Source organism: Pseudomonas sp. LTGT-11-2Z (genome assembly GCF_003691445.1).
GTDB classification, from domain to species: Bacteria; Pseudomonadota; Gammaproteobacteria; order Pseudomonadales; family Pseudomonadaceae; genus Aquipseudomonas; species Aquipseudomonas monteilii.
The window spans coordinates 6,003,237-6,020,532 of sequence record NZ_CP033104.1 but is presented as its reverse complement, the minus strand read 5'-3'; the positions used below and the strand labels follow the sequence as shown (position 1 = coordinate 6,020,532).

Here is a 17,296-nt window from a genome sequence, read left to right as displayed (position 1 = left end):
TTCACCAACACCTTAGCTTAACGTTTTGCAACATATGTTCGAGCGAGGTGTGTGATGTCGATGGAAGTATGGCTGGGCTTCTTTGCCGCCTGTTGGGTGATCAGCCTTTCACCCGGTGCCGGGGCGATTGCCTCGATGTCCAGCGGCCTGCAATACGGCTTCTGGCGTGGTTACTGGAATGCCCTGGGCCTGCAACTAGGCCTGATCGTACAAATCGCCATCATCGCTGCCGGCGTCGGTGCCATCCTTGCCGCCTCGGCCACGGCCTTCCAGATCATCAAATGGTTTGGCGTCGCCTACCTCGTCTATCTGGCCTACAAGCAATGGCGTGCCTTGCCGATGGACATGGCCGATGAGTCCGGCGTGCGCCCGATCGGCAAACCGCTGAGCCTGATGTTCCGCGGTTTCCTGGTCAACGTCAGCAACCCCAAGGCACTGGTGTTCATGCTGGCGGTGCTGCCGCAGTTCCTTAATCCACATGCGCCGTTGCTGCCGCAATATGTGGCGATCACCGTGACCATGATCAGCGTGGACATGCTGGTGATGGCCGGATACACCGGGTTGGCTTCGCGGGTGTTGCGCTTGCTGCGTACGCCCAAGCAGCAGAAGCGCCTGAACCGGACCTTTGCCGGGTTGTTCATCGGCGCGGCCACGTTCCTGGCTACCCTGCGTCGCGCACCTCTCTGATAGATGACTGGGGCCTCGTAGCGGCCCCAGCTATTTCTGCCTGTCCACCAACCCCTTGAGCAGGTCCACCGGCAACGGGAAGACAATGGTCGAGCTCTTGTCCCCGGCAATCATCCCCAGCGTCTGCATGTAGCGTAACTGCATCGCCCCCGGTTCCTTGCTCAACATCTGCGCCGCCTGCATCAGCTTCTCCGAGGCTTGTAACTCGCCTTCGGCATGAATCACCTTGGCCCGTCGTTCCCGTTCAGCCTCAGCCTGCCGGGCGATGGCACGCACCATCGATTCGTTGAGGTCCACATGCTTGATCTCGACGTTGGCCACCTTGATGCCCCAGGCATCGGTCTGCGCGTCCAGCACCTGGCGGATGTCCAGGTTCAGCTGCTCGCGTTCTGCCAGCAGTTCGTCCAGTTCGTGCTTGCCCAGCACCGCACGCAGGGTTGTCTGGGCCAGCTGGCTGGTCGCCACCAGAAAATCCTCGACCTGGATGATTGCTTTCTGCGGGTCGAGTACACGGAAGTAGAGCACCGCATTGACCTTGACCGAGACGTTGTCGCGGGTGATCACATCCTGTGGCAGTACATCCAGCACCACGGTACGCAGGTCGACCCGCACCATTTGCTGGATCACCGGGATCAACAGGATCAGCCCTGGCCCCTTGACCTGCCAGAAGCGGCCCAGCTGGAACACCACGCCGCGCTCGTATTCGCGCAGGATGCGAAACGCCGATAGCAACAGCATCGTCAGCACGATCAGCACCGCGCCGAAACCCACTTGCATGAACATGCTCATTCTCCTTGCGCCGCAGACGTGGCGGCGCTCACTTCCAGCATCACGCCATTGCGCGCGGTCACCCGCACGTTCTGGCCAGCTTGCAGCGGTGTTGCGCATTGCACTTGCCATTGCTCGCCCTGGGCAAGCACCACGCCACAGAACGGGTTGCCTGGTATCACCTGGGTGACGGTGGCCAGGCTGCCGACCAGACCGGCGTCGCCGCTCACCAGTGCCCGCCGTCGTGCTTTCAGGGCCATGCCCAGCACACCACCGATCAGCAGCGCCGAAAGCACGGCCAAGGTACCGATCAAGGTCAGCGGGATACCGAAGCCTGGGGCATCGGTGTCGATCAGGATCAAAGCGCCGACCACGAAGGCGACGATGCCGCCAAAGCCGACCACGCCGAAGCTGGGCAGGAAGGCTTCGGCGATCATGAAGGCGATGCCCAGCAGGATCAGCGCCATCCCGGCGAAACTCACCGGTAGCAGTTGCAGGGCATACAACGCCAGCAGCAGGCATATGCCGCCGACCACACCGCCCACCGTAGAGCCGGGGTTCATGAACTCGAACAACAGGCCGTACACGCCGATCATGATCAGGATCAGTGCAACGCCGGGATTGGTAATCACGGCCAGCACCCGTGTGCGCCAATCCGGTAGGTGCTCGACCAGGCTGGCGCCGACAGTCTGCAGCTGGTGCGGTTGGCCGGCGACCTGCAGCGTTTTGCCATCCAGCTTGCGCAAAAGGTCGGGCAGGTCATCGGCTATCAGGTCGATCACATTCAGCCGCAAGGCTTCGCTGGCGGGCAGGCTGACGGCCTCGCGCACGGCCTTCTCCGCCCACTCGGCATTGCGCCCACGCAGTTGCGCCAGGCTGCGGATGTAGGCAGCGGCGTCGTTGACCTGCTTGCGTGCCAGGGTTTCATCATCGCTGCCCTTGGTCTTGTCGTCCTTGGGGGCACCTGGGGGGCCGCCGATCTGTACGGGGGTGGCGGCGCCCAGGTTGGTCCCGGGCGCCATTGCGGCAACATGGCTGGCGTAGAGGATATAGGTGCCGGCACTGGCGGCACGGGCTCCGCTGGGCGCAACGTAGGTGGCCACTGGCACGGGGCTGGCGAGAATCGCCTTGATCATCTGGCGCATGGCGCTGTCCAGCCCGCCTGGGGTGTCCATGCGAATGACCACCAGCTGCGCGCCCTGCGCCCGGGCCTGGTCGAGGCTGCGTACCAGGTAATCGGCGCTGGCAGGGCCGATGGCATCGTCGATGCCCAGCACCCACACTGCGCCGGGCGCTGCCTGACCGCCGGGCGTAATGCCAAGCAGCAACAGCAGCAACAGCCAGCGCCAGCAGCGGGCGATCACCTGTCGTCACCTCGTTTGCCTCTATTGCACAAGTTTAGCCCTGCCTGCCGCTGTCAGGCCTAAAATTGGAGATTGGGGGGCGAAACCGGAGGTGCATCATGCGTATGGCTAAAACCCTGCAGGCCCGCCTGGACAAGGCCAACTGCGATTACGACATCATTCCCCATCCCCATTCGGCCACCAGCCTGGAGTCGGCCCGGACGGCCGGCGTGCCCGCCGAGCGGGTCGCCAAGTCGGTGATGCTCGATGACCGTCATGGCAACTACATCATGGCCGTGCTACCGGCCAACCGGCACCTAGACATGACCAAGGTACGCATGTCCGGGGCCTGGCAACTCACCCGGGAAAGCGGCTTACCTAGCCTTTTCAGTGACTGCGAGCGCGGCGCCGTGCCGGCCCTTGGTGATGCCTATCAGATAAAAATGCTGCTCGACCCAAGCCTTACCCGCCAAGGCGATGTCTACCTGGAGGCGGGTGACCACGATCACTTGATCCACATGAGCATGGAGCAGTATATGAAACTGGTGCCGCACGCCGAAGTGCGCGAGCTGTGCTGATGTTTTCACACCACTGCCAGGCGGGCGTCGTGGACGGTTTGCCTGGCACCGAGGAGGAACCATGGAAGCGCCGATTCATCGCTTTGCCGACCTGTTCAAACAGCTGGGCCTGCCCGACGATCCCAAGAGTATCGATCAGTTCATCACCAGCCATTCACCGCTGAAGAACGAAATCAAGCTGGTGGATGCGCCGTTCTGGACCGACTCCCAGCGTGCCTTTCTCAAGGACAGCATCATTGAGGATGCCGATTGGGCGGAGCCTTTCGATCAACTCAACGAAGCGTTGCGTCGCCCCCGAAAATAAAGCGCCGAGCGGCACCTGACGAGTGATTGGCCGTTGCTATGCTCAGGAAAACAATAAGGGGATAGCGCGATGAAAGATCCCTACGCACCAGGCTTCTGGTGCTCCGTGACGATCCTGGGCACCCTGACGGCCAGTTACTTCTACGGCATCAGGCAGACGCAGCAGATGAACCAGGCAGTGCATTTCCTGTATGCCGCTGCCGCAGTCACTGTGGCGGTTGCGCTGGTGGCGCTGACCTGGATTGCCTGGCAGCAGTTGCACCTGAACAAGCGGGAAGTGATTCAGGGGCGAACGTTGCTGACCATCTGGAACACCAAGGTGGCGCTACGCCGCGTCGAAACAGTATTCGACCGCTACTTCTGGGGCAGTTACTGGCATTCGGGGCGTACGTTCGAAGAGGTCATGGGCGAGCTCAAGGGCACGCCGCTGGAGCAGAGCCTGGATGCCCTGAAGCGCCAGTGCCGAGCACTGGACCGTGAAATCCATGACCACCATCACCACTGGCTGGCCTACGCCCGCGACCTGTCCAGCGTGGCCCAGGCCATGGCCCGTGAACGCTACCAGCTGGACTTGGGCGAGCCCACCTGCAGTGGCCATGGTAATACTGCCGTGCTCAACCGTGACCTGGAGGTGCTGGTGTACACCTGGTCGGCGCGCCTGCGCAGTTTCGACCATCAGCTGGACGAGCTGGAGCGCGCCTACCATTGAGGCGCTTCATTCGCCGCGGATGTATTGCTCCAGTTGTTGAATCAGGCTGGCCTGTTCGGTGATGGTTTCCTTGACCAGGTCACCGATCGACAACAGGCCAAGCAGTTTGCCATTGTCGACCACCGGCAGGTGACGCAGGTGGCGAACGGTCATCAGGTTCATGCAGAAATCGAGCTTCTGCTTGGGCTCCACGGTCACCACTGGGGCACTCATGATTTCGCGCACGGGGGTGGCGGCGGACGAGCGGCCCTTCAGCACCAGTTTGCGCGCATAGTCCCGTTCACTGACGATACCCACCACTTGGTTGCCCTCGACCACGGGCAGCGCACCGACGTTTTTCTCCGCCAGCATTTTCAGGGCGTCGAGCACCGAGTCATCCGGGCCGATGGTGTACACGGTCTGGTGCTGGGACTTGGTCTTGAGGATTTGTTCGACGGTCTTCATACGGGCCTCTGCGGGGGAAAAAAGCGCTGTCTCGGAGTAACTAAAGCATCCGGCACGGCGCTCTGCACGGCAATGCAGGAAACGGCATGGAGTCGATTGAAAAACGTCATGGGTGATCGCCTGTTCCGGCCTTTTCGCGGCTGAAGCCGCTCCCACAGGAACTACACCGCCTTCGAAATCTGTGCGATCCCTGTGGGAGCGGGTTTACCCGCAAAGAGGCCAGTACAGCCAATCAAAGCTTCGGCATCTGCCCAAGCCGCGCGACCATCTCGCTCACGATCTGCAGGTCCAGCATGAACTGCTCCACCGTCTTGAACTCGTTGTCGTTGTGCCCGGTGTACTTCACATCCGGCATGGCCAGGCCGAACTGCACGCCGTTGGGCAGGTCGTGCACCGAGGTTGCGCCGGCCGAGGTGCCGAACTCATGTTTCATGCCCAGGTTCTCGGTGGCCACCGCGAGCAGGGCCTTGACCCATTCGCCCTCAGGGTTGCGGTACATCGGCTCGTCCAGGCTGTAGTCGAAGGCTACCGAGGTGTGGCTTTGGCGGGTCCACTTGCCCAGTTTGTCAGCCAGCTCGTCCTTGATCGTGGCGATTGGCTTGCCCTTCGGAATACGCAGGTTCACTGCCAGTTTCAGGCCCTTTTCATCTACCCCGACAAACGTCAGCGAGGCAGTCAGCGGGCCCATGAATGCGTCCTTGAACGCCACGCCGAGTTTGTTGCCCAGGTAGTCCAGGCCCCAGTTGTCGGCAGCATAGCGGGCGGCGTCGGTGAAGTGGTTGTGCTTGAGCGGTAGCTGCTTGCCCAAGCCGTTGATGAAGTCGAGCATACGGGCCACCGGGTTCACCCCGGACTCCGGCTCCGAAGAGTGGGCGGAAACACCGGTCACCGTTAGCAGCACGTTCTTGCCCTCAGCTTTGGCGTCGATGCTGAAGTCGCCGCCATGCTGCTTCACGTACTTGGCACCGGCTTGCTGCAACTGTTTGGCCAGCTGCGTCGGGTTGTCTGAAACCAGGGTCGCTACCGAAGTGGTCGGGATCTGGTTGGTGGCCAGGCCGCCTGTCAGGTTGACGATTTCTGCGCCCTTGCCAGTGGCCGCCCGCTTGCTGAAGCTGGCCATGACCGTGCCGTAGCCTTTCTCGGCGATCACCACCGGGTAGCCGCCGTCGAGGGCCAGGTTGTAGTCAGGGGTGGGGTTGCGTTCGAAGTAGTAGGGGATGGCATCGCCGCTGGTTTCTTCGGTGGTGTCGATCAGCAGCTTGAACTGCCGGGCCAGCGGCAGGTTCTCGTCCTTGGCCACTTTCAGCGCGTACATCGCCACCACGATACCGTTCTTGTCGTCTTCGGTACCACGGCCGTACATGCGGTCGCCAACCAGGGTGACCTTGAACGGGTCCAGGCGTGTGCCGTCGGCCAGCTTCCAGTTGTCCGGGTTGACCGGCACCACGTCGGCATGGGCATGGATGCCGATGACTTCCTTGCCGCTGCCGAGCGAAATCTCGTACACCCGGTTGTCAATGTTGCGGAAGGCCAGGCCAAAGCTGTCGGCCAGGGCCTTGATCTTGTCGGCAATCTTGAGGAACTCGGGGTTCTGGTACTGCGGCGTACCCTCGACATTGAAGGTGGGGATGGCCACCAGCTCGCGCAGGGTTTCGGTGGCTGCCTTGCCATACTTGATGCGGGTATACAGGCCGAGCAGGCGGTTGATCTCGTCTTGCTGCTCGGCGGCCAGTGGCTTGCTGGCCAGGTAGGCGTCGAGGGTTGCCTCGAGGTTGTCGGCCTTGGCAAGGTCGCTGCCTTTGAGCTTGGCGAGGAACTGCTTGAAGTCGCTTGGGTTGCTGCTGTCGAAGGCTTTGACGATGGCAGCGGACTGCTGCTGTGTGAGGTTGGCCTGGGCCGGCTGGGTGAACAGGCCGATGCTGGCCAGCAGCAGGGTGGTGGCGGTGAGTTTTTTCAGGTGCATGGTTGCGTGCATTCCTTCGCCAATCATTGTTGTGGGTTACCCGTCCGAAAAACGGGAAGACGCCCACGCTAACACCAATGACCTATGGCACGGGAGTGCCAAAAAGGCGACATGTCGCACAAACGAAAAAGCCCCGGGCTCAGGCCCAGGGCTTTTTTGATATGGCGCACTCGGCGGGATTCGAACCCACGACCCCTGCCTTCGGAGGGCAGTACTCTATCCAGCTGAGCTACGAGTGCAACGCGCACGCATGATACCCATCTGAATCGGTGGCGTCCATCGCCTTGATCTGTAGCTGTTTTTACCTGCCAAGTCACTCCGGCTGGGCGTTCAACCCGATCAGAGCGCGATCAGTTCCGGCCTTAGCCCTTCCACGCGACGTACTGGCGGCAGGTAACCGCCAGTTCCAGTAATCTGGTGCAGCACTTTCTCGCGCAGGCCATGCAGTGCAACGCCTGTGCGCAACCGGGGGTGCGGCAGGTCGATTTCCACCACCGACTTGATCCTGCCCGGGCGTGGCTCCAGCACCACGACCCGGTCCGCCAGGTAAGTCGCCTCTTCGGCATCGTGAGTGACCAGCAAGGTGGTGATGCCGGCACGTTCGCGAATGGCCAGCAACTCGTCCTGCAGTTGCTGGCGGGTCAGCGCATCCAGCGCGCCGAATGGTTCGTCTAGCAGCAGGATCCGAGGGCTGGCGACCAGCCCACGTGCGATAGCCACGCGCTGTGCCATGCCGCCGGAAAGCTGGTGCGGGTAAGCCGATTCGAAGCCCACCAGCCCCACCAGTTGCACGAACTCATGTACGCGCCGCGCACGTTCACCTTGCGTCAGCGACTCATTGACCAGGCCCAGGGCAATGTTCTGTTCCACGGTCAGCCATGGAAACAGACGATGCTCCTGGAACACGATGCCGCGCTCACCACCAATGCCTTTGACGGTATGGCCGTCGACGCGAATGCTGCCGCTGTAGTCGGTATCCAGCCCAACCAGCAAGCGCAGCAAGGTGGACTTGCCACAACCGGATGCGCCGACAATGGCGATGAACTCGCCTTCGTTGATCGACAGGTTGAAGTTGCGGATGGCCTCGAACGGTTGGCCGTCCACGGTGAACACCTTGCCGACCCCTTCGAAGCTGACCAGGGGCGGGGTGGTGTCGGGCTGGTTGGCCGCGTGCAGGTGTGAGGTGTTGAAGGCGTTCATGCGGTTCTCCAGCGCGTGGCGCGCGATTCGAGGCGTTGTCCAAGGTTGCCGAGCAGGGCGCCGACCAGGCCGATCAGGACCATGGCGGCCATTACCTGGTCCATGCGGAACAGTTGCTGGGCGCCGATCATCAGGCTGGCGATGCCGCCGTCCGAAGGCATGAAGTATTCGGCGCCGATGGTGCCCAGCCAGGCGTAGATCAGCGACAGGCGCAGCCCGGCGAAAATCGCCGGGGCCGCACCGGGCAGTACCAGCAGACGCAAGCGTTGCCACAGGTTCAGGCGCAGCGTGCGGGCGGCTTCGCCCAGCTGTGGCGAGAGGCTGGCGATACCCCGCTGAGTAGCGATCAGCAACGGGAAGAACGCGGCCAAGCCTACGAAAACGTGCTTGGCCCCTTCACCCAGGCCGAACCAGGCGGTGAGCAGCGGCACCCAGGCGAACAGCGCCACCTGGCGCAAGGCCGAAAGGCTTGGCCCGAAAAGGCGTTCTGCGTGGTTTGAAAGCCCTAGCAGCAACCCGGTCAGCAGGCCGGCGCCACCCCCCAGCAGCAGGCCGGTGAGGGTGCGTTCCAGGCTCAGCAGCAAGGCCTGCGGCAGCGACCCGTCGGCCAAACCGACCAGCAACGTGCGCAGTACCTCAAGTGGTGAGGTGAGAATGTTCGGGTCAACCCAGCCAAAGCTGCTGCAGGCTTGCCACACTGCCAGTAGTGCCAGCGGCAACAGCAGGCTTTGCCAGCCTCGTGGCACTGGCCCGCGCTGCTGTTCGCCGGTGGCCGGTTGTGGCCAGAACAGCACGTGCTTTTCCAGGATAGAGAAGCTGCGCTCCAGCACGGCACCGACCAGGCCGATCACCAGGATGCACAGCAGCACAAGGTCGAGCATGAACAGCTGCCGACCCCACACCATCAGGTAGCCGATCCCTTCGCTGGAGGCCAGCAACTCGACCGCCAGCAGCGAGGTCCAACCGGTGGCAAGGGCCAAGCGCACGCCGGTGAGAAACGCGGGCAGGGCAGCCGGCAGCAGCAGGCGCAGAAACAGCAAGTGCCGGGGCAGGCGCATGGCCAACGCGGCTTCACGCAGTTTGGGCTGGGCATCGCGTACACCTACCAGCGTGTGCAAGGTGACGGGAACCACCACGGCCTTTACCAGTACCACGAGCTTCAACAACTCGCCGATGCCGAAGAACAGCATGAACAACGGAATCCAGGCCAGCGTAGGAATCTGTGCCAGTGCCACGAAGGTTGGCAGCACCAATGTCTGTGCCCGCTGCGAAGCGCCCAGCCATAAGCCCAGCAGCAAGCCGCTGCCGATACCTACCGCCAGCCCCCAGAACAACCGTTGCAAGCTTATCCACAGGTGCCCCCAAAGCTCGCCCGAGCCAAACTCCACCGCGCTCTGCCACACCAGCGCTGGCGCCGGCAGAATCTGCTCGCTCATCCAGTGCTGCCGGCTGGCCACCACCCACAGAAGTGCAATCAGCACAGGCAGCAACCAAGGCAGAACTCGCTCTGCCGAGAGAATGCGGACCCTGTGGGAGCGGCCTTGCGCCGCGAATGGGTCGCGTAGCGGCCCCCCCCGATTCCTGCTCAGAACTCCATTCATCGGCCATCTCTCGAAGCGTTTTTAGGTTATTCATTTATGGAATTAAAAAAACCATAAAGTGACTTTCAAGAGATAAGAGCATGCGCCCCGTGCATACGGAAGCCCCCCGCCGTTGCGTTTTCCTCATATTTTCCATGCACTTTTCGCAAGCCTGTCGCAGGCCCGCATGCCGCCTAATTTATGCCTTCCAGTTACTAAAAAATGAAGTTTTGATCTTTGTAGGTTCTAACCAGACCTGCCTAGCTTCTGGCCAACGCGCCGGCCATCGCCGGTGGCAGCCTGCCAAGGAGCCTTGCCATGAAAACCCCGTTGCGCCACCTGATTACCGCCCTTGGGCTGGCCATCACCCTCAGCGCCCAGGCGACCGAGCCAGCCAAGCCTGAAAGCATCCGCATCGCCGTACCCGACCTCAGCGCCGGCAGCAAGCCCAGCGCAGGCGGCGTAGTCGATGTATTGCGTGACCAGCAGTTGCTGGAGAAGGAATTCGCCAAGGATGGCATCCGCATCGACTGGCACTTCTTCAAGGGGGCCGGCCCCGTGGTGAACGAGGCGTTGGCCAACGGCCAGGCCGACTTTGCCTACCTGGGCGACCTGGCTGCGATCGTCGGCAAGGCCAATGGCCTGGATACCCGCGTGCTGACGGCGGGCGTGCGTGGGGTCAAGAGCTACCTGGGCGTGGTGCCAGGCTCTGGCATCAAGAGCCTGCACGACCTCAAGGGCAAGCGCGTAGCGGTGTTCCGCGGTACAGCCAACCAGCTGTCGTTCGCCAGCGCCCTGGCCAGCCAAGGGCTGACCGAGCGTGAGCTGAAGGTGATCAACCTGGACTTCAACGCCGCCAACGCTGCGCTGGCGGCCAAGCAGATCGACGCCACCTGGGGCCTGTCCAACCTGCTGTCGCTGCGTGAACGCGGGCTGGTCGAGCTGCCGGTCAACTCGCGGGACCTCGAAGGCGCCGGTAGCACCCAGGCAGTGCTGCTGGGCACTGGTGACTTCATCCGCAAGTACCCCGAACTGGTCCAGCGCCTGGTCAACGCCCAGGAGCAGGCCAGTACCTGGTTGCGTGACGAACATAACCGCGACGCCTACATCAACCTGGTGGCCAACAACGCCAACTGGCCACGCAGCATCCTCAGTGATGACCTGGCCAAGGAAGACCTCGCCCACTACTTCGACCCACGCCTGGACGCCGAATTCGTCGGCCAGTTGCAGCAGGGCGTCGACCTGGCAGCCAAGGAGCGGCTTATCCGCCGTGGTTTCCAGGTTGCCGACTGGATCGAACCGCGCTTTCTCGATGCCGCGCTGAAACAGGAACAGGCCGTGCAGGCCGCCCGCTGAATCCGAACAACCCGACAACAACCGCAAGGACCACGACCATGAGCAATGCCGCCCTGGCCAACGTGCCACAAACCCTCGAACTCGACATTCACCCGGTTGCCGGCCGTATCGGCGCCGAAATCCGTGGTGTGCAACTGTCTGCCGACCTCGATGCCGCCACCCTGGACGCCATTCAGGCGGCGCTGGTGAAGCACAAGGTGATCTTCTTCCGTGGCCAGACCCACCTGGATGACCAGAGCCAGGAAGCCTTCGCCAAGCTGCTTGGCGAGCCGGTCGCCCACCCCACCGTGCCGGTGGTGGACGGCACCAGCTACCTGCTGCAACTCGATGGCGCCGAAGGCCAGCGGGCAAACTCCTGGCACACTGACGTGACCTTCGTCGACGCCTACCCGAAGGCCTCGATCCTGCGCAGCGTGGTGGCGCCGGCTTCGGGTGGCGATACCGTGTGGGCCAACACGGCTGCGGCCTATCAGGAACTGCCCGAGCCGCTGCGCGAACTGGCCGACAAGTTGTGGGCGGTGCACAGCAACGAATACGACTATGCCAGCATCAAGCCCGATGTGGACCCGGCCAAGCTGGAGCGCTATCGCAAGGTATTCACATCGACCGTTTACGAGACCGAACACCCGGTGGTGCGCGTGCACCCGATCAGTGGCGAGCGGGCGCTGCAACTGGGGCATTTCGTGAAGCGCATCAAGGGCTATTCGCTGGCGGATTCGCAGCACCTGTTTGCGGTGTTGCAGGGGCATGTGACGCGCCTGGAGAACACTGTGCGCTGGCGCTGGCAGGCGGGAGATGTGGCGATCTGGGATAACCGGGCGACGCAGCACTATGCGGTGGATGATTACGGGACTCAGCCACGAGTAGTGCGCCGGGTGACGTTGGCGGGTGAAGTGCCGGTCGGGGTGGATGGGCAGTTGAGCCGGACTACCCGCAAGGGCTAAGCCCTGATTGCAGTCCCTGTGGGAGCGGGTTTACCCGCGAATGCAGCGGTGATGCCAACATCGCATTCGCGGCGGTGCGGCGTTCCGATGAACCCGCTCCCACAGGGGCCGCCGCCAACCTTCAGATTTCGGTATCACAGGCTATCAACTGCCTGACCAACCCCTGCGCCAACGGCGACAAGCCATAACCCACCCGGCTCACCACACCATAGCGGGTATAGAACGTCTCCTCCTGCTCCGGCGTCAGGTCCGCCAGCTTCAACGCCACCAGTCCCCGTTCCATCTCATACGGCCGCAAATTGGCATTGCAGGCAATGCCGATGGTGTCCGAATGCATCACTACATTCAGCAGCGCATAGCCATGCTCGCACTCCACCGATGGCAGGAAGTCCTGCCGCCCGCTCAGGTCGCTGAGGATTTTGCGGATATTCGGCGGCCTGAAGGTCGTGGCCAGCGGGTAGTCGAACAGGTCACGCGCCTGCACGCTCTCCTGTTCGGTCAGTGGGTGCCCGGCGCGGCAGCAGAAATGCCAGCGTTGCGGGGCCAGCTTGTGCACTTGGTAATCCGGGTCGGACTCGAACTGGCGGGTGTCGGCAACAAAGAACTCGATCTCTTCGGCAACCAGCTTGCGGTTCAGCGCCTGCCAGTTGTCCACCTGAAAGCAGGTGCGCGCCGCCGGGTACTCGGCCACGAAGCGCGCCACCGCCCGTGGCACCAACCCTCCGGCCGGTGCCGGGCCGGAGCCGAAGCGCACCACGCCCGTGGTGGCGCCGTTGAACTGGTGGATTTCGTTGACCAGGTTGTGCGCCCCATGCACCAGCCGCCGCGAATGCTCCAGCACCAACAAGCCTTGGCGGGTGGGCGCCAGCTCCTTGCTGGCGCGGTCCACCAGGCGGCAGCCAATGTTGTGCTCCAAAGTCTGGATGCTGCGGCTGAACGCCGATTGTGACAGGTTCACGGCAGCCGCAGCGGCCACGAAACTGCGGTGCTCGACAAGGGCGATGTAGTGGCGCAACTGACGCAGATCGATATGCATTTTCTACATTAAAACCTTCGGTCAAATGCAATTGCTGACAAGGGTGAGTCCCCTTATAAAGGGTGTTGCTTATTCCACTAAATATGAATTACAAATATTTATATCACTTAAAAGAATATAAGCCCGACTGACCGCGATTCGGTTCCGCCAACGGAAATGCTCGCCAGGGCCCATGCCTCAAGGAGCATTTGCATGTCCGGACTTTCCCGTTGGCCTGCGCGCGCGTCGCGTTTAACCTTGCAACCCTTGGCCGCTGGCGTGCTGCTGGCGGCGTCTTCTGGCAGCTTCGCCGAAGAACCGGTCAGCGCCAGCCCGGCGGTGGAGCAGGAAGCCAAGCTTGGCACTGTCACGGTCAATGCCCGCCGTCGCGAAGAAACCGCGCAGAGCGTGCCCACGCCGATCAGCGTGCTCGACAGCGAGACCCTGGAAACCCAGCGCATCTACCGCGTGCAGGATCTGCAACAGCTGGTGCCCAGCACCAACGTCGCCTATGTGCATGCCCGCCAGTCGAGCATCTCGATTCGCGGCCTGGGCAACAACCCGGCCAGCGATGGTTTGGAGGGCAGCGTCGGCATCTATCTGGATAACGTCTACCTCGGTCGCCCCGGCATGGCGGTGTTCGACCTGCTGGACGTGGAGCAACTGGAGGTGCTGCGCGGCCCGCAGGGCACGCTGTTCGGCAAGAACACCACCGCCGGGGTGCTGAACATCACCACGCGCAAGCCCACCTTCTACCGCGAGGGCAGCATCCAGCAGTCGATTGGCGAAGACGGCTACCTGCAAACGCAAGGCAGCTTCTCGGGGCCGATCAGCGAGACCTTGGCCGGGCGTATCAGTGCCTACCGCACCGAAGATGATGGCTATGTGAAGAACATCCACAACGGCGACGACCTCAACGGAGGCAAGCGGCAGGGCTTTCGTACGCAGTTGCTGTTCAAGCCCAGCGACACCTTCAACCTGCGCTGGATCGGCGAGTACAACGAAGAAGACTCCAACAACGGCATCCTCAGCCTGTACAGCACCGGCCCCACCATCAATGGCGTCAACCGCTACGAAAGCCTGGCCGCCCAGGCGGGCGCGACACTGGTGTCGGGCAAGGACCGCAAGGTCAATTTCGACGCCGACCAGCAAGTAACGGTGTTCCAGGGCGGCACCTCGGTGGAGGCCAACTGGACGTTGCCCAACGATTTCACCCTGACTTCGATCACCGCCTACCGCTGGTGGGACTTCACCCCGCGCAACGACGATGGCCTGAACGTGCCGGTGTTCTACAACGCCGGGGTATCGGTACGTGACAAGCAGTACTCGCAGGAAATCCGCCTGGCTTCGCCCACCGGTGGCGCCTTCGACTATGTGCTGGGGGCGTACTACTTCAAGCAGGACCTGGACAACAAGTCCTTCACTTATTACGGACCGCAGGCGGATGTCTGGAACCTGACGCCCGCTGGTGCCTTGAACAATGTCGACACCATCGGCAACGGCCACATCGACACCGACAGCTACGCGCTGTTCGCCCAAGGCACCTGGCATGTCACCGATCGTCTGGATTTCACTGCCGGCATTCGCGGTACCTATGAGGAGAAGAGCGCCTGGGTAACCCGCGATGCACCAAGCGGCGGTGCGGCTGTAACGGGTGCTGCTGCAGCGGCGCGGCAGGCCCGGATAGGGGCCTACGACTCGGGTGACCTCAACCAGTACAGCTTCAGCCCCTCCGGCCTGCTGGGCCTGAGCTACCGCTTCAACGAGCAGTTGCTGGGCTACGCCACCCTGACCCACGGCGAGAAGTCGGGCGGCGTCAACCTTACCGTCGGTGCTGCGCCACGGTTGGGTACCGATTCGCTTCTGGTGGGCACCGAGCGGGTCAACAACGCCGAACTGGGTTTGAAAAGCACCCTGTTCGACGGTCGGCTGCAACTTAACAGCAACCTGTTCTGGGCCGAAGTACATGGCTACCAGGCCAACGTCTACGACCAGATCAACCGCGTGCAATACCTGGCCAACGCCGGCCGCGTGCGGTCGCGCGGGCTGGAGTTCGAGGCCACGGCGCTGCCGATCCGCGGGCTTACCGTCAACTTCAACGGCTCGTGGAACGATGTGCGCTACACCGAGTACAAGGACGCCCCGTGCCCACCTGAGGTGAGCCTGGCCAATGCCACCGCCACCTGCGACCTGTCCGGCCACCAGGTGGTCGGTGCCTCCAAGTACATCGCCAACCTCAACACCCAATACAAATGGCAGGCCACCGAGCACGTAGAACCCTACGTCACTGCCAGCTACGCCTTCCGCTCGAAGGCGGTGGGCACCATCGACGATTCCGATTTCGGCCAGATCCCCAGCTACGCGCTGGTCAACCTTTCAGCCGGTGTGCGCCTGGACCAGGGCGACGGCGTGGTCGACCTGTCGCTGTGGGTGAAAAACGCCGGCGACAAAACCTATTTCACCAGCCTGTGGAACTCCGCCAACGGTGGCTATGCCGGTGTACTCGGCACCCCGCGCACCTTCGGCGCAACTGCCCGTTACGACTTCTGAGCACAAGGAGCTTTGCCATGAATGCCAAGACTGAAACCCCTGCATTGCCTGAGGGCGCCTGCCTGACCGCGAAAGTGCCGGAACGCGACGAAACGCTGCTCGGCGACGTGGTGGTCAATCCTTACCGGCTGGCACCGCTGACCGCGATTATCCGCGACGGTGGGCGCAGCCTGAGTGCCGCGCATGTACGCGTGCTGGGGCGCGGGGAGCGCGGGGTGGACATCGTCTATGACGTGTCTGATCGCTCATTGTGGACCTACGGCGGCATCCCGGTGTTTGGCCTGTACCCGGACCACGTCAACCAGGTGGAGGTGACCTACAAGCTGGACGGCGAGCGTATTCGCCAGCAGTACCAGATCTACGCCCCGGCCGTGCGCCTGCCGGTGGTGGCGAAGCAGACCGCCGCGTTGCCGGAAGTGGAACCGATCAAGGTGGCGTCGGGTTTTGAAAAGCGCCTTTACCTCTTCAACCACTTGCAGGGTGACATCCCGGGTGGCCGTGCCTTCAAGTGGAACGCCCTGGGCGGTGCGGCGGAGTGGGACCAGGTGGGCAACAACTGGATCGCCGACAGCAACGGCGATGTGCGCTGGTATCTGGACATCGAGCAGATCCACGATTCCAACCGCCGCGATGGACTGGGCGGCACCATGGGCTTCCAGCAGACCCGCGATGGCAAGCTGATCTGGGGCCAGGGCCAGACCTATTCCAAGTGCGACCTGCTGGGTCGGCGTATCTGGCAGCGCTCGCTGCCCGACAAGTTCGCCGATTTCTCCCATGAAATCCGCGAGACCACCAATGGCACTTATCTGCTGCGGGTGGGTACCAGCGACTATCGCCGTCCGGACGGTAAGCGCGTACGTTCGATCCGTGACCACATCATCGAGGTTAACGAGGCCGGGGATGTGCTGGACTTCTGGGACCTCAACCAGATCCTCGATCCGTATCGAGGCGACTTGCTGGAAACCTTGGGCAAGGCCGCCATTCAGTTGCCGGAAGGGGTGCAGAAGCAAGACGAGCGGCTGGCAAATGAACTGGCCGAAGGTGATTTGCCCTTTGGTGACACCCCCGGCGTGGGCACCGGGCGCAACTGGGCGCACGTCAATGCCATCGACTACGACGCCGATGACGACAGCATCATCGTTTCAGCACGGCACCAGGGCGTGGCGAAGATCGGCCGCGACAAGCAGGTGAAATGGATCCTTGCCTCGCCCCAAGGCTGGCCGCAGCATCTGCGTGAAAAGGTACTGAAACCGGTCGAAAGCGAAGGTTTCGACTGGTCGTGGACCCAGCACACGGCCTGGCTGACCGGCAAGGGTACGCTGACCGTGTTCGACAATGGCTGGGGCCGTGACTTTGCACCGACCAAGCTGAGCGGCAACTACAGCCGGGCAGTGGAATACCGCATCGACGAGGCCAAGGGCACGGTCGAGCAGGTGTGGGAGTACGGCAAGGAGCGCGGTGACGAGTGGTACAGCCCGGTCACTTCGGTGGTGGCTTACCGGCCGGAGACCGATACCCAGTTCATCTACTCGGCATCGGTAAACTTCCTGACGCCGGACAAGTTGACCACGACCGTGCTCAACGAAGTGCGGCGTGGGACCCAGGAGGTGCTGGTGGAGTTGAAGGTGCACAGCCGTCAGCCGGGCAGTGTCGGCTACCGGGCACTGGTGATCGACCTGGCCAAGGCCTTCTGAGCTCGGTAGGCCTGACGTAATTTTTGTGTTGATACGTACATCGAGCGCCGCCCGCGCGGCGCATCGCGAGCTGTGCTCGCTCCTACGTCTGTTTCGGGCCAATAGCGCCTGCGCGCGCGACCGTCCGCCTTGTGTGTACGACGCGATATCCCGCCATGCGCC

15 protein-coding genes and 1 tRNA gene are annotated in these 17,296 nt (G+C 62.4%); 8 read left to right on the top strand and 8 right to left on the bottom strand.

Translation table 11 applies throughout. From position 1 onward, the window contains the following. The first annotated feature begins 54 nt into the window (after positions 1-54). Positions 55-687 carry a LysE family transporter gene (locus D8767_RS28390; protein ID WP_016714416.1) on the top strand — a complete coding sequence of 211 codons (633 nt, stop codon included), beginning with the start codon at positions 55-57 and terminating at the stop codon, positions 685-687. 30 nt (positions 688-717) lie between these two features. On the opposite strand, the gene D8767_RS28385 is transcribed toward D8767_RS28390, so the two are convergent. Both D8767_RS28385 and D8767_RS28380 read right to left on the bottom strand, forming a co-directional pair. Beyond that, positions 718-1,470, bottom strand: coding sequence for a slipin family protein (locus tag D8767_RS28385; protein WP_122048512.1), 753 nt, complete (start codon positions 1,468-1,470; stop codon positions 718-720). A 2-nt stretch (positions 1,471-1,472) separates the two neighbouring features. Next, the gene (locus D8767_RS28380; protein WP_016714418.1) at positions 1,473-2,819 is read right to left on the bottom strand and encodes a nodulation protein NfeD; all 1,347 of its coding nucleotides are present in this window, start codon (positions 2,817-2,819) and stop codon (positions 1,473-1,475) included. A gap of 98 nt (positions 2,820-2,917) precedes the next feature. Here D8767_RS28380 and D8767_RS28375 point away from each other — a divergent pair, with 98 nt between their 5' ends. The 3 genes from D8767_RS28375 to D8767_RS28365 all read left to right on the top strand — a co-directional run bounded on the left by D8767_RS28375 (position 2,918) and on the right by D8767_RS28365 (position 4,388). Next, positions 2,918-3,376 carry an aminoacyl-tRNA deacylase gene (locus tag D8767_RS28375; RefSeq protein WP_016714419.1) on the top strand — a complete coding sequence of 153 codons (459 nt, stop codon included), beginning with the start codon at positions 2,918-2,920 and terminating at the stop codon, positions 3,374-3,376. Between the two features lie 61 nt (positions 3,377-3,437). Continuing rightward, a complete protein-coding gene (locus D8767_RS28370; protein WP_016714420.1) occupies positions 3,438-3,680 on the top strand; it encodes a DUF2789 domain-containing protein in 243 nt (80 codons plus the stop codon). Positions 3,681-3,749: 69 nt separating this feature from the next. Beyond that, on the top strand, positions 3,750-4,388 hold the full coding sequence (locus D8767_RS28365) for a hypothetical protein (protein WP_016714421.1): 639 nt from the start codon (positions 3,750-3,752) through the stop codon (positions 4,386-4,388). A 6-nt stretch (positions 4,389-4,394) separates the two neighbouring features. Here the strand turns inward: D8767_RS28365 and D8767_RS28360 are convergent, their stop codons facing one another. The 5 genes from D8767_RS28360 to D8767_RS28340 form a co-directional block, all read right to left on the bottom strand. Then, positions 4,395-4,832 carry a CBS domain-containing protein gene (locus tag D8767_RS28360; RefSeq protein ID WP_016714422.1) on the bottom strand — a complete coding sequence of 146 codons (438 nt, stop codon included), beginning with the start codon at positions 4,830-4,832 and terminating at the stop codon, positions 4,395-4,397. A gap of 232 nt (positions 4,833-5,064) precedes the next feature. Continuing rightward, the gene (locus D8767_RS28355) at positions 5,065-6,795 is read right to left on the bottom strand and encodes a dipeptidase (RefSeq protein ID WP_016714423.1); all 1,731 of its coding nucleotides are present in this window, start codon (positions 6,793-6,795) and stop codon (positions 5,065-5,067) included. 162 nt (positions 6,796-6,957) lie between these two features. Beyond that, positions 6,958-7,034, bottom strand: a tRNA-Arg gene (locus D8767_RS28350). Between the two features lie 100 nt (positions 7,035-7,134). Further along, positions 7,135-7,995 carry an ABC transporter ATP-binding protein gene (locus D8767_RS28345; RefSeq protein WP_016714424.1) on the bottom strand — a complete coding sequence of 287 codons (861 nt, stop codon included), beginning with the start codon at positions 7,993-7,995 and terminating at the stop codon, positions 7,135-7,137. After that, positions 7,992-9,596: an ABC transporter permease gene (locus D8767_RS28340; RefSeq protein WP_028699559.1), complete on the bottom strand. Its 1,605-nt coding sequence runs from the start codon at positions 9,594-9,596 to the stop codon at positions 7,992-7,994. Before D8767_RS28340 ends, D8767_RS28345 begins: the two co-directional genes overlap by 4 nt. A gap of 297 nt (positions 9,597-9,893) precedes the next feature. Here D8767_RS28340 and D8767_RS28335 point away from each other — a divergent pair, with 297 nt between their 5' ends. Next, entirely contained in the window at positions 9,894-10,931 is a 1,038-nt protein-coding gene (locus D8767_RS28335) for an ABC transporter substrate-binding protein (RefSeq protein WP_016714426.1), read from the top strand. A gap of 38 nt (positions 10,932-10,969) precedes the next feature. Further along, complete coding sequence (locus D8767_RS28330) at positions 10,970-11,875, top strand: TauD/TfdA family dioxygenase (RefSeq protein ID WP_016714427.1); 906 nt, start codon at positions 10,970-10,972, stop codon at positions 11,873-11,875. Positions 11,876-11,996: 121 nt separating this feature from the next. On the opposite strand, the gene D8767_RS28325 is transcribed toward D8767_RS28330, so the two are convergent. Beyond that, entirely contained in the window at positions 11,997-12,911 is a 915-nt protein-coding gene (locus tag D8767_RS28325; RefSeq protein ID WP_016714428.1) for a LysR family transcriptional regulator, read from the bottom strand. A gap of 192 nt (positions 12,912-13,103) precedes the next feature. Here D8767_RS28325 and D8767_RS28320 point away from each other — a divergent pair, with 192 nt between their 5' ends. Both D8767_RS28320 and D8767_RS28315 read left to right on the top strand, forming a co-directional pair. Continuing rightward, entirely contained in the window at positions 13,104-15,440 is a 2,337-nt protein-coding gene (locus D8767_RS28320) for a TonB-dependent receptor (protein ID WP_016714429.1), read from the top strand. A gap of 17 nt (positions 15,441-15,457) precedes the next feature. After that, positions 15,458-17,134 carry an aryl-sulfate sulfotransferase gene (locus tag D8767_RS28315; RefSeq protein WP_016714430.1) on the top strand — a complete coding sequence of 559 codons (1,677 nt, stop codon included), beginning with the start codon at positions 15,458-15,460 and terminating at the stop codon, positions 17,132-17,134. Positions 17,135-17,296: the final 162 nt, after the last annotated feature.

Bases quoted from the DNA above. Each gene is read 5' to 3' on its own strand.
- D8767_RS28315 (WP_016714430.1), top strand. From the start codon at position 15,458: ATGAATGCCAAGACTGAAACCCCTGCATTGCCTGAGGGCGCCTGCCTG.
- D8767_RS28370 (WP_016714420.1), top strand. From the start codon at position 3,438: ATGGAAGCGCCGATTCATCGCTTTGCCGACCTGTTCAAACAGCTGGGC.
- D8767_RS28340 (WP_028699559.1), bottom strand. From the start codon at position 9,596: ATGAATGGAGTTCTGAGCAGGAATCGGGGGGGGCCGCTACGCGACCCA.
- D8767_RS28325 (WP_016714428.1), bottom strand. From the start codon at position 12,911: ATGCATATCGATCTGCGTCAGTTGCGCCACTACATCGCCCTTGTCGAG.
- D8767_RS28365 (WP_016714421.1), top strand. From the start codon at position 3,750: ATGAAAGATCCCTACGCACCAGGCTTCTGGTGCTCCGTGACGATCCTG.
- D8767_RS28330 (WP_016714427.1), top strand. From the start codon at position 10,970: ATGAGCAATGCCGCCCTGGCCAACGTGCCACAAACCCTCGAACTCGAC.
- D8767_RS28345 (WP_016714424.1), bottom strand. From the start codon at position 7,995: ATGAACGCCTTCAACACCTCACACCTGCACGCGGCCAACCAGCCCGAC.
- D8767_RS28375 (WP_016714419.1), top strand. From the start codon at position 2,918: ATGCGTATGGCTAAAACCCTGCAGGCCCGCCTGGACAAGGCCAACTGC.
- D8767_RS28355 (WP_016714423.1), bottom strand. From the start codon at position 6,795: ATGCACCTGAAAAAACTCACCGCCACCACCCTGCTGCTGGCCAGCATC.
- D8767_RS28335 (WP_016714426.1), top strand. From the start codon at position 9,894: ATGAAAACCCCGTTGCGCCACCTGATTACCGCCCTTGGGCTGGCCATC.
- D8767_RS28390 (WP_016714416.1), top strand. From the start codon at position 55: ATGTCGATGGAAGTATGGCTGGGCTTCTTTGCCGCCTGTTGGGTGATC.
- D8767_RS28360 (WP_016714422.1), bottom strand. From the start codon at position 4,832: ATGAAGACCGTCGAACAAATCCTCAAGACCAAGTCCCAGCACCAGACC.
- D8767_RS28385 (WP_122048512.1), bottom strand. From the start codon at position 1,470: ATGTTCATGCAAGTGGGTTTCGGCGCGGTGCTGATCGTGCTGACGATG.
- D8767_RS28320 (WP_016714429.1), top strand. From the start codon at position 13,104: ATGTCCGGACTTTCCCGTTGGCCTGCGCGCGCGTCGCGTTTAACCTTG.